Source organism: Streptomyces xanthophaeus (assembly GCF_000725805.1).
In the GTDB taxonomy this organism is placed as follows: domain Bacteria; phylum Actinomycetota; class Actinomycetes; order Streptomycetales; family Streptomycetaceae; genus Streptomyces; species Streptomyces xanthophaeus.
Map to the genome: position 1 here is coordinate 1 of NZ_JOFT01000011.1, position 13,175 is coordinate 13,175.

The window sequence follows — 13,175 nt, forward strand, 5'->3', positions numbered from 1 at the left end:
GTGGCAGGCAGGGAAGCCTGGCCTCCCAGGGCGCCTCGTACGTCTTCCGGGACCGGCTGCTGCTCGGGCTCGCGCTGCGTCCGACGGTCGGGAACATCGCCTTCATCGCCGTGGAACCCGTACTCGCCCTCTTCGCGCACGACCGTCGCGGCATCGACACCTTCGGCTTCGGCCTGCTCCTCACGGCGGAGGCCACCGGCGGTCTGCTCGACGGAGAATCGGAACCCATCTTGTCCGGGCGATGGCTGACCCAGAATGGAGAGTCTTCTGTTCCTGGTCGTGCTTTTTGCTCGGATCCTGGCGCCCTGCGTATTCGTCGGCGCTGCCGTCGCACTGGCCCGACGGATCCGTGCGCAGCGGCCCACCATCGGGAATCTGCCGAGCGTCGCTACCTGTGCTCTGGCCTACCGACTCGCCACCACCCGAGCACGTGCTGAACAGCAGGGCATCAGTTGACGACACGTTTCGATCCCATCCTCGGCGCCGTGGAAGGCCGCCGGCACAGAAACACAGGCCTGTTGTCAGGCGGGACGGCAGGCCTCGCAGACGTGATGGCCGATCCCGGCGACCAAGCCCTGAGCCGTTGCCTGCACGGCGACATCCCTGTCACCAGCCAGCCTGTCCGCCAGGCTCCGCTCACCGAGCACAGCTCGGTGAGCGGCGTATTGATTCCTAATGCGGTCTGTCAAGCCGCGAGGGCGGTCGGTGGCGTGAGCTCGTAGCACCGTCCGTCGCGGAGGAGGGCCCAGAGGACGTTGACGCGGCAGCCGGATCGGTGCGGGCGTGGGCGCCGGCGGAATGGTGGGCGACGAGGGAGGCGTCGCAGGGGTGGCCGATGCCGACCCACGGGAGGCGGGCCCGCTCGAACTGGGCGCACCTTGCCCGCCGGGCATACGGCCTCGCGCGAGCTGCGGTTCGCGATGTCGGCCGAGGGCAGGTGGATGAGCTGGTAGCCGGGCAGGGCGGCGCTGTTGACGCAGATCACGTAGCCGGAGGCGCTGACCTTGGCCTGCCCGACCTGCCGGGCCACCACGTTCCATCCATGCGCGCCGCCGACGGTGCTGGGGAAGCTCCCCATCAGGACTCCGGCCTGGCCGTGCGCTTCCCCGCCGCCGCCCACGACGACGTTGCCCGCCGGGCACGCGAGGGTCAGGCGGGTGAAGTTGTCCACCGTCACCGGTCCCCCGCGGAATACCTCATGACCTGGCAGGGCGGCTGCGGCGGCCTGTTGTACGGGAGCCGCCGGTACCGCGGGCTCCTGCACCGCCTGTCCAGGCGCCGCCGCCTGCCCGGGTACCGCTGCCTGTACGAGAGCGGCGAGGGCGAGTACGGCCGTGGCGAACGCACGCCGAGTCGTCATGGTCTTCATCAAGAAACAGCTCCAGCTCCGAAATGGGGCGCGCGGCAACGCGCCGCCACCCCTGCCCGATGGGGCACAGGTGGCGGGACGAAGAGGGTGCGCCGGTGCGTGACCCGCAGAACCGGGGTCACCTCCGGGTTGTAGCCCGCAAGCAGTACCCCGCGATACGGCTACCCACAGCTGCTCACCCGGGTGGCCCTACGCCCTCACCCGATAAAACGATCGCTCAAGGCCGAGCAGCATGGGCGTCGCGAAGACAGTTCACACTCGCCCCTGGACACGGCCATCGCAGCGCACCACGCGTCCCGGCCCACGATCGCCACGCCTTCGGGCGCCGACGAGCTCTTGAAGCCCGCCGTGTTGCGTGACCAGGGCGTGATCTCGTACCACGACTTTGAAGCACCGAAACTCCGCCTATTGGACATCTGACTACCGCCTGGGGGCATCGGGCGCATCGTTTAGCGAGGCCGGGCTTCGTCTCCAGGCGGAAGGCGTCCGGGAGCGGCTTGCCGGCCCGCGCCTGGCTCTCCGAGAGTGCGCGCTCCGACTGTGGCCGCAGTGGCCCTACAGAAGCCGCAGAAGATGATCTCCAATGGGAACAGTCCGCCGGAGGGCGGCATCGTGTCGTCGGTTCCATCGCCCGCCCTCCGGTACCGGCGGCGGACGGGACCTCTCACGTACCCGGAGATGCTCTCAGCAGCTCAAGGCGGGCAGGGCAACATCATGAGAACCCTCGTGACAGCGCGACCGCACCTGCCCGTCAGATCGGAACAAGGCCCCGGGACAGGGGGCGTCCCGGGGCCAGTCGCGGCACCGCAGGGGGGAGCGGTTGTGCATCTGACGCGACGATATGGATAAACGATTCAGCAGCTTCCCGGTTACGGCCACACCGCGCCATCCCGGCTGCCGCTGGAGGCTGCACGCCCTCCCGTACGTCTGCACAGTGGTCATGGGGACGATCAGGCCGTAGCGTCCGAGGACGAGCGGCTGCGGCCCTCGGCCAGTCCGGTGTCATCCGAGTGGAACACCCTGGGACCAAATGCTTGGCGTCCGGTGTGCTCAATCCGTCAGGAAGGCGCCTTTGCGGCAAGCACGACAGACAAAGACGTAGCCCAGCTGGCCGCCGAGGTTCATCGCGCTCTCCCAGGAGATCCCTTCCTCGAGATGCGCCGCGAATTCCATCGTACCCGCGCAGGAGGGACAGGCGGGTAGTCGGTCGTCCTCGAGGTAGGAGGGGCTCCCTCCGAGCGACCCGAGGACTTCGCGCTGCTTCCCGAACCGTTCTTCGGGTTCCCACTTCCATCCCGAGCGGGCAAGGTCGTACGCGTCAGGCTCGAGTTCGTCTTCGTCATCGTGGTCGTTGGTGTCTTCGGGCTGGACCGTCACGACGTGGGTGCGGATGGCCGAGGTCGCGGGCAGCAGCGTCACTCCCGTCCCGGGCACGGCTACCGGCTGCAGTTCCGACCGGGGAAACAAGTAGACGCGATTCGCTCCGGAAGCCGCGTCCCAGACTGCACACGCGCCAGGATCGTTCTGGCAAACGAACACCGACAGGACAGCGTCCTCGACGGGGAGATGGGCGAAGAACTGCAGCGGCCCTCCGCAGAAACAACCGCACATGGGCCAGGTGAATCCTGCAGGAGCCAGCGGCACGCCCCCGGTACGCGAGACGTCGGAGTCTGCCGGAGCGGTGCCGTCGTAGATCATCAAAGTGGTCTGCATGGCGACAGGCTAAGGGCGGCCTACGACATGACCGCTCGTCGAACTGCAGCGCGGCGAACTGCAGGCCGCCCTTGTTGGGTACCGCACGCGCGGCACCCGTCGGCACGGCCGTGAGCACTGCGGTGCTCACGGCCGTGCTGACGGACAAGGTCATCTCCGTACGACCTCACCCGCGGCCGCACCAACGGCGGACTCCTGCAGTTCCACCCCAGCAGCAGCGACCTCGACGCCCTCGACGTGCCCGGCGCCCAGCGCGTGAACCACAGGCCCGCCGACGGCTGCCTCCTGCGCAGCGAGGTCACCGCGCACCGCGTCACCCAGCTCAGAAATGGGTTCTGGAAGGTGGAGAGGCCACGCAGGGGAAGTACAGGTGGCTTTGGAGGTGACAACCGTCGGTGGTCACCTCCAAAGTCACTGGGGCGGGCTCATTTCCAGACTGCAAACGCCTCGTCGTCGCTGCGCCGCAGCAGGCCACCCTTGACCCACTCGACCTTCTCGGGCGCCGTGCTGGAGCCCGATGCGGCGAGGTAGACGGAGCAGGCCTCGTAGCTCTCGCCAGCCGGGGCCTGCTTGAACTTGCTGGGGTCGTGCTCGTCGAGGCACTTGTCGAACTTCGGGGCGTCCTTATAGCTGAGCTTGCCGTCCGCACCCACGATGGGTTGCGGGAAGGCGCTCATGATGTTCAGCCGGGTCAGCAGGTCGCCGTCCGCTGTGACGTCGAAGGAGGGTCCGCTGACGTCGTCGGCGTCGGTCTTGGTCACGCGGTAGTGGACGTAGTACGGCGTACGGCCTTGGTACTGGGCTGCGTCCTTGAGCACGGACAAGTCGTCGGAGGTCCCGGCGACCACGCGCTCCACGCTGACCTCCAGATTGTCCTTCTTCGCCTTGGCGCCGTACGAGAGCTCCTGGGTGTCGGAGCAGCCGGCGAGTACGAGTGCGCCGGCCGTGGCGGTGAGGACAGCGAATACGGTACGGCTGTTCAAGATTCCCCCTGTGTTGGTGATCGAAAGGATTGCCGGCGGCCGACGGTCAGAACTTGCCGACACGGCCCCGGGTGAGCGCCAGGTCCATGGCGACGAACGCCCCCAACCCCAGAAGCGCAGCAAGGTGCAGCACCCACCAACCACGTTCGAAGCTGCTGACGCGGCCCGCCGAGACCACGTCGTTCCCTAGCAGCACCAGCGGAAAAATGACGGCGCACAGAAGACCCACGACCCTGAGGGCACGAAGCCGCGCGTGCGGCCGGATGGCGCGCCAGGCGATGGTGAGCGTGCCAACGAATGAGAGCAACCAGGGCCAGGTCAGCAGCCCCCGCCAAGGGCCCCCGGCCTGGAAGAGGTCCAGCCCCAGGACGTCCTCAGCCAGCAGGAAGACACCAACGTGCTTCGGTACGCGCTGTGTCGATCGACTCGACCCGGTAGCCGGTACGGTCGGCCGCCTCGAGGAAAGCATCGAGGTCGGGTGACTCGCGCAGAAGCGCACCGAGTTCCCCCTCGGCTTCAGCCATGTGGAAGCTGGCGGTCGCGAACGCATGCATCACCGGGGGATCCCCCGCAACAGGCGGCGGAAGAGAGGTGCTGACCAAGAGCCCCGGCTCACCACGGATCTCCAAAACGACACGTTCACCGCGCAGTAGCCGGTAGCTGCGCGTTGCGCCGGGGGCCGTCACGGGGTGCCGCCCCGGTGCGGGAGCGTGTCCCTGTCGGGTACAGGGAGGCCGGCCGACGTGAACGGGTCGAGGAGCGCACGGTACTGGGCCTCGGTCAGTTTCGTCCGCTTGTGCACAGCCCGTGCGGCGATGACGCAGGCGGACTTGCTGTCCGAGTGAAGGCTCTTGTGGACCTGCTCCAGCTCGACAACCCGGGGAAGGAGCGCCGATCTGACGGCGTGGTCGATCGCAGAGTGCTCCGAGGCGGACACCCGCGCCGCCAGGCTGCCCTCACGACCTCCTTGAGGCCACCGCTCCAAGAACTCCTCGCACAGCACCGCGAGTGCGGCGGACGGCAGGGCCGTGGCGGACGCGATGAAGCCTGCGGTTGCGGGATCCACGGGGCGTACCTCCTGAGGGGTGCGGACGACGGCCAGAGTACGGTCCGGGTCGGACAACGCCCCGGCGTGCCAAGGGCGCGAGGGGAAACCGGGTCGCGGTGTGTCCACACGGCAGGAAGATTTCGGCGAGCACCCGACGCCTCATGCCTCGGGCGGGGACCGCGACCCCGATCAGGACCGGGACCCCTGCGGCGATTCCGACCCAGAGAACGAGCGCGAGGTAGCCGCGGGCGGCGTTCCGCGTGTCCTGGTCCGCCCATACGAGGAAGACGATGCTCACCACGAGCGCGACCGCCATGAGGGCGACGACGACGGTCCAGGTGAGAACGCCCGCCCACCGCCGGTAGGAAGCGGTGGCATCACGGGCCTGAGGTGGCGCGTACACGCCGGGCGCACCGGGCGGCCAGGGCCAGTGGGAGGGAGGCTGCTGGTCGGCCATGGGACCAGTTCTCCTGTGCGCGGCCCCGGAACACCACCCTTCACTTCTTCATGGCGTCCCACCTGATGGAGCTGAAGCTGCGTACCAGGGCGACCAGCGCGGCCCCGAGCCGCCAGTCCAGGTCCGGTTCGTGCAGGTGCAGCTTGTCGCCGCCGGACCTGAACTCCAGGGGCATCCTGCCGCCCGCACGTCATCGGATGCGCCGGGGGCCGCGCGCGGCACCGCCCACGCTCGGGGAGCTGTCGAGGATGGAGAAGAGGACGATCAGCACCATCAGGGGCAGACACAGCCACCACACGAACCACCACACGATCCGGCCCTTGTAGCCCACCGCATCGGGGCCGCCGGGCGGGGTCACGGTCCAGCGCGTGCGAAGGCCCCTGCCTCGGAACGTCTTCTCGCGCACGATCGTGCCGATGTGCTCACCGTGCGCACCGAGGACCTGGAAGGTGGCGACACCGCCGGCGGCGGACTGGGTCACCACCGTGGCCACCCGCTCCCGGCGGTGTTCGTCGGCCCACAATACGAAGGCGCGGGCGCCGCTCTTGCGGGCCGCAAGATAGGCGGGTATGCCGCCCGGCGGCAGCTCGCGCTCCGGGTACGCGACCACGCGGGCCGGTCCCGAACCGTCGGTGAAGTCGATCGAATCCCTGACCGTCCCCGGGTCCTGGACCCTTCCCCGGACGCTGTTCATACTCAGTACGTTGCTCACCCGGCGGGCTCCTCAAGGGCTGCTAAGGGGGTGCGTCCAGCTACCAGCTGCCTACTCTATGGGCTGGACCTGGTCGGTCGGCCGGATCGGCTGGCCCGTGCGGGAGCCGATGAGAAGGGGGCGGCAGGCCGCAGGCCCACCGCCCCTTCGTCCAGGGGAAGTTACTGGATGATCGTGATCCGTTCCGTCGCCGGCGGGGTCAGCGGTGCGGCGGCCGTGGAGTGGGCCGCCAGGTAGGAGTTGGACAGGTCCAGGTCGAAGGCGCCGACCAGCTTGTTCGCGCCCTGGCCGAGGGCCGCGAAGCCGTCGCAGCCGCCCGCGAGGAACTCGTTCATCGCGACGCGGTAGGTGCGCGCCGGGGCGATGTTCAGCTCTACATAGCCCTGACCGTTCTCGTCTGGGACCGCCAACGTCCGCCCGGCAAAATCTGCGTGGCTTTGTTCTGCTGGCAACTTGGGTGGAAGGTCCCACCTCTGAGCCGGGAGGACCCGGCCATGCCACGGTTGCATGAGCACCCTTCCTGCGCTTCGGGCTGCCCCGCCTGGCTCTCACCGAGCCTGGTCACCGCCACCCGCCCCACTGCGCGGCCCTTCCCAGACCGCCGCGGGCTGCAACCCGATCCATCCCACTCCTGAGGGCTGTCCCGCAGAGCGGCTCAAGGCTCGGGGCCATGCGGTCTGACGCTGGACGCCGGCCGTTCGGATCAAGAGCGTGTCTGCAACTGCAGCCAGTGACGCGCGCCCGCCAGTGTCACCTCGATGTCGTCACTCCATGAACAGACTTCCAGCCACGACATGTAGCCGCCCTGTGTGAAGACCAGGACCTCACCGGGGCACTCGCCGGCCTCGGTGACGAGCTGCGCTTCGGCCGCCACGACAGTGCCGGGGCCGGTGGGTGCAGGCTCCACCTCGCTGGTGTCGAGTTCGAAGTAGGCGGTACCGCACCCGCATGTGCAGCGCCCTTGGACGCTGAGGTACGGGATTGTCTTCGGAGTGCGACATCCACCGGATCGTTCGTGTTCAGGACCTCCGCAAGCACGTCGACTAGGTCGGCAGGCAGGTACCCGGCGCGGTGTCTGCCCGTTGCGTCACATGAGCATCTCCTCGCCGGACTGCGTACAGGGGTGGAGACAGTCAGCGCGGGAGCCCGGCCGTCCGGTGGGCTCGCATTGACGCCGTGCACACGAACACCCTCGAGCGAAGCATCACCGGGGCCGGTCCCAGCGGCCCGGCTGTGTGCTGTGGCTCATCGGGCGAGTGTGCCTGGCTGAACCGGTCGGCTCAACCGGGTCCTTCTGGCACGCTTCCAGGGCGGCGCACCTCCCAGCGGGAGATGCCGCCGTGCTCCTCGGCGACGTACAGCGTGCCGTCCGGGGCGAAGGCCAGACCGTGGGGTTCGCGGTCGGGGGCCGCTAGCGGGTGCTCGGTGAGCTTGCCGTCCGGGGTGACGGAGCCGATCCGGCCGGTGCCCCACTCGGTGAACCAGCAGGTCCCGTCCGGGGCGACCGCGACGGCGTGGGGGCGGCAGTCGGCCTCCGGCAGCGCGAACTCGGCGAACTCCACGCCTGCTGTCTCACCGGTCGTGAGCCGCCCGATCCGGCCGACGCCGATCTCGGCGAACCACAGGCTCCCGTCCGGGCCGACCGCGAGCCCGACCGGGGCGGCGCCAGGCGTGGGCAGGGGGTGGAGCCGAACCTCGCCGGAGACGGTGATCCGGCCGATGGCGTTCGCCTGGTTGAGGGTGAACCACAGGGCCCCGTCGCGTCCCGCAGTGAGGAAAGACGGGAATCCCCCCTCGCACGGCAGCGGGAACTCCACGATCCGGCCGTCTATGCCGATCCGGCCGATGCGGTCGGATTTCGTGCAGGTGAACCACAAGGCACCGTCGGGGCCGGCCGCGATCCCGTACGGGCCGCCCGCGCCGCCGGGCAACTCGTACGAGCGGCTCTCGCCGTCCACCGCGATCCGGCCGATCCGGTGGTCGCGGTACCGGGTGAACCACAGCGCGCCGTCCGGTCCGGCGGTGATCAGGGTGGGGCCGCAGTCGGCGGAGTCCAGTACGAACTCCTCGACGCTGCCGGTCGACGGGGTGAGGCGGGCGATGCGCCCGGTGCGGACGAGGGTGCACCACAGCCGGCCGTCCGGTCCGACGGCGAGCGCGTACGGGCCGGAGTCCGGGGTGGGGAGGGCGAGGGTGCCCAGCGGGCTTACGGAGGTGGTCAAGTGGGGGCGTCCTATCGGCAGGGCAGGGAGGGGCGGGGCCGTTGTCACGGGCAGGTGGCGGCTGCGGCTGGTTCCGGTGCCGGGGCGTGCAGGGCCAGCCGGTCGCCCGACCAGCGGGCGCACAGCCGTCGGTCGTGGCTGACCACGACCACCGCGCCGGCGAACCGGGCCAAGGCCTCCTCCAGCTCCTCCGCCAGCGCGGGAGAGAGGTGGTTCGTGGGCTCGTCCAGCAGCAGGACGTCGGCCGGTTCGGTGACCAGGCGGGCCAGGGCCAGCCGCTGCCGCTGTCCGACGGACAGGGAGCCGACGGGAGCGGACAGCCGGTCGCGGGCGAACAGGCCCAGTGAGAGGAGTAGTTCGGCGTGCTCCTCGGGGGTCCCGGGGCGGCCCTCGGCGTAGGCCGCGAGCAGCGTTCCGCGGCCCGTGCCGGCATCGGTGTGCTGGCCCAGCAGTCCGATCCGGCCGTGCCGTACGACCTGCCCGCGGTCGGGGGCCAGGGTGCCGGCCAGTACGTGCAGCAGGGTGCTCTTGCCCGCCCCGTTCGGGCCCGTGACCAGCAGTCGGCCGCCGACCGGCACGTTCACGTCCACCAGCGCGAGCCGCCCCTCGACCGCGACGCCCGCCGCGGCCAGCAGCACCCGTCGCGCGTCCCCGGAACCGGCGGGCGTTCCGGGGTCGGCGGCAGCCGTGGCAGCGTTGCGCGGTACCGCGGTGAACCGCAGCGGGTCCGCGGGGGCCGGCACCGGCCGGGCCAGCAGCCGTGCAAGGCGTTCCTCGGCGTTGCGGACCCGGCTCGCGAGGGACTGCTGCACCCGGCCGGCAGCGCGGTCGTACGCCATCTTGTTGCCGTCCTTCATGGCCCGCCCCGGCGCCACCCGGTGGGCGGTGACGGCAGCGGACTCGCGCAGCCGGGCCGCCTCGGCCCGCCAGGCGGTGTGGGCCTCGGCGCGGCGGCGCCGGTCGGCGGCGCGCTCGGCGAGGTAGCCGGCGTAGCCGTTGCCGTACCGCACGGTCCGGTGCAGGTCGCCGTCGACCTCCAGGAGGGAGGTGGCGACGCGTTCCAGGAAGGCCCGGTCGTGGGAGACGGCGACCGTGATGCCGCATCGGGCGCGCAGGTGGTCCTCCAGCCAGGTCAGGGCGGCGCCGTCGAGGTGGTTGGTGGGCTCGTCCAGGAGCAGCACCTCGGGGGCGGCGGCAAGCAGCACGGCGAGGCGCAGACGTACGACCTCGCCGACGGACAGGCTGCCGACGGTGGACTCGCGAGGCAGGGCGGGCAGGCCGAGGCCGTGCAGGGAGCGCTCCACGCGGGCGTCGGCGTCGTACCCGCCGCGCAGTTCGAAGGCGGTGAGGGTGTCGGCGTACGCGCTGAGGGTCTCGGCGGTGGCGTCGCCGTCGGCCATACGGGCCTCCATCCGGCGCAGGTCCCGCTCCAGGGCACGCAGCTCGGCGAGGGCGCGGTCGACCACCTGCTGGACGGTCAGGTGCGGGGTGAGGTCCTCTTCTTGTGCGAGGTAGCCGACGCCGCCTTCGGCGTGCAGGACGACCTCGCCGCGGTCGGGGCGCTCGGACCCGGCCAGCAGCCGGAGCAGGGTGGACTTGCCGGAGCCGTTCTCGCCGACGATGCCGAGGCGTTCGCCGACGGGGACGGAGCAGTCGACGGAGTCGAGGACCAGGCGGCCGTTGTAGGACTTAGTGAGGTCAGATGCGGAGAGCTGTGCAGTCATGGGGCGGCTCCAGGGGTTCGGGGGTAGTCGCGGCGGCGGTGTGGTGGGCGGTGGCGTGGTGGATGAGCACGGGAGTTCTCCTTTAAAGCGACGAATGTTGCGTTAAAATGCTGACATGAATTCCCCTGCGCAGGCAAGCGAAGGTTCCGGCCGACAGGAACCGGCCACGACACGGCGCCGGGCGGGCGGCCGGAGCGCCCGCGTCCGCGCCCAGGTGCTGGAGGCGGTGAGCGCGCTGCTCCTGGAGGCCGGGTACGACGGGCTCACGGTCGACGCGGTCGCGGAACGCGCCGGCGTCCACCGCACGACCGTCTACCGGCGCTGGGGCGACGTCGGTCGCCTGCTGGCCGACGTACTCGACGCCGCGTCCGACGACACGTGGAGCCCACCGGACACCGGGTCGCTGGAGAACGACCTGACCGCCCTCAACCAGGAGGTGTACGAGGCGCTGGCGGGTGGCGGGCCGAACGTGACCACGGCCCTGATCGCCGCCGGGTTCCGGTCGGCGGAAGCGGCAGCGGCACTGTCGCGGTTCTGGGAGGACCGCTACGCGCGCTGTGCGGTGGTCGTCACCCGCGCGGCCGCCCGGGGCGAGCTGCCCGGCCCGGCCGACAGCCGGGCGCTGCTGGTCGCCGCGACCGCCCCGCTCTACCACGAACTGCTGCTGCTCCGGACCGCCCCGGACCCGACGCTGCCGCGCCGCGCCGCCGCGGCCTCCGCGGCGGCGGCCCGCACCGGCGCCTTCGAAGGCGCGAACTCCAGCCGCGACTGGTGACCGCCGCCCACCCGTTGGTGCACGCCGGCTATTGATGCCGTTCAGATCGGCTCGCCTTGACTGGTGCAGCGAAGCCACGCTCCGACCTGCCGTTACGGGGTGGGACCGAGCCCCTTTTCTCTCGGGGTGGATCGGCTGTGGTGTGACGTGGGGTGAGGTGGGTTCGTGGATCTCCTGAGACTCGTTCTCGGGGGGGTGTGGCTCTGCGACGGGTTGTTGCACGACTCGATGCTGGAGTTGCTGATGCGGGCATTTCCCGTGGTGATGCCGTCTGGGCAGAGGTACTGGACAGTCCTTGATGACGGCCTGGAGGTCGTCCCCGTGGCCGATCACTGGCTGCGGAACCTTCGGTTCGGGCGGGACCGGGCCGAGCTGACGACGTCGTACGCCGGCGGGGTCACCCTGTACCTGAGGTGGTGCAAGGCGACGGGCCGGCAGCGGCCCGCGGCAGGTCGAGATATGCGCCTGTTCATGGCCTGGCTGAAGTACACGCCGCCCGCCGGGACGGGGTGGTGCCGGTGGTGCAGCCCGGTCCCGGAGCGGCGCCGGTGCGGGGCGAGCGGCGTATCAATCGGGTGTGCTGGTCGCGGTGCGGGGGCTGCTGTCGTACGCGGTCACTGCTGGTGCGGCGCCACGTGGTGTGCTGGGGCAGATCTACGAGCTCGCGAACAGCCGGGATCTGCCAGATGGAGGCCACCGGCGAGGAGGCCCGAGGTAGTCGGTGCCGTAGTCGCCGACCAGGTTGCGGCAGATCACGACAGTTCCGGGACTGTCTTCGGCCAGCATCCTGGACACCGGCCAGTGTTCGGGATCGAAGAAATCTCGGACAGGGCATCGGCATCGTCCTCGCCGAACCACTCCGGGATCGGCCGCTCGGCACACTCCCCGTCCCTGCACATTGCTGTGCCGTGACCGGCACCGGGCCCGGCGCGGCCCCGACACGGCGTATGTGATCATGGGCTTACTTGTTCCTTCGCCCGCGAGGTGATTTTTTGACCAAGGTGGCGCTGCGGCCTTACGCACTGTTGCCTCGGCAGTACGACGAACAGAAGGTGCTGGCCTCCACGATCGACGCGTGGGGAAGGGCCCTCTGGCTGATGTGTGATGACGCCCGATTCCAGCTCGGGCCCCATGGCTGGCGCTCCGTCGAGCCACCGCAATTGCCCTTCGACGCACTCCTCGTCGTCCGTGACGGGGACCTCGTCTGCGAGAAGACCTTGTACGGCGTGGCCTCGGTACCGTGGGAGATCGACGCGCTGACCCGGGACGAGTTCGTCCTGTACGGCTTCGGCCCGGTGGGCCGGGACCGGCACAACGCTCAGATCTTCGGCCCGCGGGGCCGCTCCCGCCGGCGCTTCTCGCTGGGCTCCGGCATCCAGCACATGGTGGCGGACGGCCGGGCGTCCCTCTGGACCGGCTACAACGACGAGGGCGTCTACGGGGACCCCATCGGCGCGGGCGCCCTGGTCCGGTGGGACACCGATGGCAACCGCCAACACGGCTTCCACCCGCCGGAGCCCCACCACGTCGTGGTCGAGATCGACGGGCTCAACGTCACGGACTCGGTCGTCCGGGCCGTCTACGGCCCCGGCTCGCCCCTGGCCGAGCTGCGGGCCGGGGAGCCGGTACGGTTCCGGAGGCTGCCCGTCGCCGATGCGTGGGGCCTCGCCGTCCGGGGCGACCGCCTGCTGCTGCTCGGAGGCTCCGAGCGCGGCACGGCCCACACCCACCTGCGACAGGTCCACCACTGCCGGCTGACCGACGGCGGGGCGGTGATCACCGGAAGGGGCGAGCTGACCTGGCCTAACGGCGATCCGGTGCGCCGGTACACCCGCCCTGTCGGCCGCGGACCCCACCTCTACGTGCGCAACCGCCCCTCCATGCGGATGTGGTACGTGCTGAGCGTGCCCCAGGAGTAGCGCCCGGTGACGAAGCCGTCAGGCCCACCAGAAGCCCGGGCGGACCGGCAGTGACTCGATCAGCACCCCCTGGATCCTGTCACCAGCCACTGACATGGTCCGATCCTGGAGCGGGTACGGGGGCGTCGCCGCCCAGTTGCGGGAGAGTTCTTACCCACTGCCGCAGCCCTTGGGGCCACCCCCACAGCGGGAAAGAACGACTCACCCGAACTGGCGATAGCACCACACCTGCTGCAGCTACTACGGTGAGCAC

The 13,175-nt window shown here is 70.3% G+C and carries 13 protein-coding genes and 2 pseudogenes; 3 read left to right on the plus strand and 12 right to left on the minus strand.

Going from position 1 to position 13,175, the window contains the following annotated elements; all coding sequences use genetic code 11:
- Positions 1-437 (plus strand): annotated as a pseudogene (locus tag IO30_RS46630) (hypothetical protein); the annotation flags it as partial.
- Between the two features lie 248 nt (positions 438-685).
- On the opposite strand, the gene IO30_RS41635 reads toward IO30_RS46630, so the two are convergent.
- The 12 genes and pseudogenes from IO30_RS41635 to IO30_RS0103460 all read right to left on the minus strand — a co-directional run bounded on the left by IO30_RS41635 (position 686) and on the right by IO30_RS0103460 (position 10,228).
- Positions 686-1,360, minus strand: coding sequence for a hypothetical protein (locus IO30_RS41635; protein ID WP_157853061.1), 675 nt, complete (start codon positions 1,358-1,360; stop codon positions 686-688).
- A 1,059-nt stretch (positions 1,361-2,419) separates the two neighbouring features.
- Positions 2,420-3,082 carry a YwqG family protein gene (locus IO30_RS0103420; RefSeq protein ID WP_031139105.1) on the minus strand — a complete coding sequence of 221 codons (663 nt, stop codon included), beginning with the start codon at positions 3,080-3,082 and terminating at the stop codon, positions 2,420-2,422.
- Positions 3,083-3,507: 425 nt separating this feature from the next.
- Positions 3,508-4,065, minus strand: coding sequence for a hypothetical protein (locus IO30_RS0103425; protein ID WP_031139106.1), 558 nt, complete (start codon positions 4,063-4,065; stop codon positions 3,508-3,510).
- Positions 4,066-4,111: 46 nt separating this feature from the next.
- Positions 4,112-4,372 (minus strand): hypothetical protein, encoded by a 261-nt coding sequence (locus IO30_RS45165; RefSeq protein ID WP_157853062.1) that lies wholly within the window; start codon positions 4,370-4,372, stop codon positions 4,112-4,114.
- 67 nt (positions 4,373-4,439) lie between these two features.
- Positions 4,440-4,622: a hypothetical protein gene (locus tag IO30_RS45170; RefSeq protein WP_157853063.1), complete on the minus strand. Its 183-nt coding sequence runs from the start codon at positions 4,620-4,622 to the stop codon at positions 4,440-4,442.
- Positions 4,623-4,747: 125 nt separating this feature from the next.
- Positions 4,748-5,131: a hypothetical protein gene (locus IO30_RS0103435; RefSeq protein ID WP_031139108.1), complete on the minus strand. Its 384-nt coding sequence runs from the start codon at positions 5,129-5,131 to the stop codon at positions 4,748-4,750.
- Between the two features lie 479 nt (positions 5,132-5,610).
- Complete coding sequence (locus tag IO30_RS47525) at positions 5,611-5,745, minus strand: hypothetical protein (protein WP_280824501.1); 135 nt, start codon at positions 5,743-5,745, stop codon at positions 5,611-5,613.
- Between the two features lie 15 nt (positions 5,746-5,760).
- Positions 5,761-6,282: a hypothetical protein gene (locus IO30_RS40010; protein WP_245234069.1), complete on the minus strand. Its 522-nt coding sequence runs from the start codon at positions 6,280-6,282 to the stop codon at positions 5,761-5,763.
- Positions 6,283-6,443: 161 nt separating this feature from the next.
- A pseudogene (locus tag IO30_RS0103445) lies at positions 6,444-6,647 on the minus strand (bifunctional metallophosphatase/5'-nucleotidase); the annotation flags it as partial.
- A 338-nt stretch (positions 6,648-6,985) separates the two neighbouring features.
- A complete protein-coding gene (locus IO30_RS46635) occupies positions 6,986-7,189 on the minus strand; it encodes a hypothetical protein (RefSeq protein ID WP_245234070.1) in 204 nt (67 codons plus the stop codon).
- Positions 7,190-7,562: 373 nt separating this feature from the next.
- Positions 7,563-8,504: a Vgb family protein gene (locus IO30_RS0103455; protein ID WP_245234073.1), complete on the minus strand. Its 942-nt coding sequence runs from the start codon at positions 8,502-8,504 to the stop codon at positions 7,563-7,565.
- Positions 8,505-8,548: 44 nt separating this feature from the next.
- Entirely contained in the window at positions 8,549-10,228 is a 1,680-nt protein-coding gene (locus tag IO30_RS0103460; RefSeq protein ID WP_031139111.1) for an ABC-F family ATP-binding cassette domain-containing protein, read from the minus strand.
- 115 nt (positions 10,229-10,343) lie between these two features.
- Here IO30_RS0103460 and IO30_RS0103465 point away from each other — a divergent pair, with 115 nt between their 5' ends.
- Together IO30_RS0103465 and IO30_RS0103470 are read left to right on the plus strand one after the other, a co-directional pair.
- Positions 10,344-11,003, plus strand: coding sequence for a TetR/AcrR family transcriptional regulator (locus IO30_RS0103465; protein WP_051901826.1), 660 nt, complete (start codon positions 10,344-10,346; stop codon positions 11,001-11,003).
- A gap of 992 nt (positions 11,004-11,995) precedes the next feature.
- Positions 11,996-12,922 (plus strand): hypothetical protein, encoded by a 927-nt coding sequence (locus IO30_RS0103470; protein WP_031139113.1) that lies wholly within the window; start codon positions 11,996-11,998, stop codon positions 12,920-12,922.
- The last annotated feature ends 253 nt before the right edge of the window (positions 12,923-13,175 follow it).

Bases quoted from the DNA above. Each gene is read 5' to 3' on its own strand.
- IO30_RS41635 (WP_157853061.1), bottom strand. From the start codon at position 1,360: ATGACGACTCGGCGTGCGTTCGCCACGGCCGTACTCGCCCTCGCCGCT.
- IO30_RS0103420 (WP_031139105.1), bottom strand. From the start codon at position 3,082: ATGCAGACCACTTTGATGATCTACGACGGCACCGCTCCGGCAGACTCC.
- IO30_RS47525 (WP_280824501.1), bottom strand. From the start codon at position 5,745: ATGCCCCTGGAGTTCAGGTCCGGCGGCGACAAGCTGCACCTGCACGAA.
- IO30_RS0103460 (WP_031139111.1), bottom strand. From the start codon at position 10,228: ATGACTGCACAGCTCTCCGCATCTGACCTCACTAAGTCCTACAACGGC.
- IO30_RS0103465 (WP_051901826.1), top strand. From the start codon at position 10,344: ATGAATTCCCCTGCGCAGGCAAGCGAAGGTTCCGGCCGACAGGAACCG.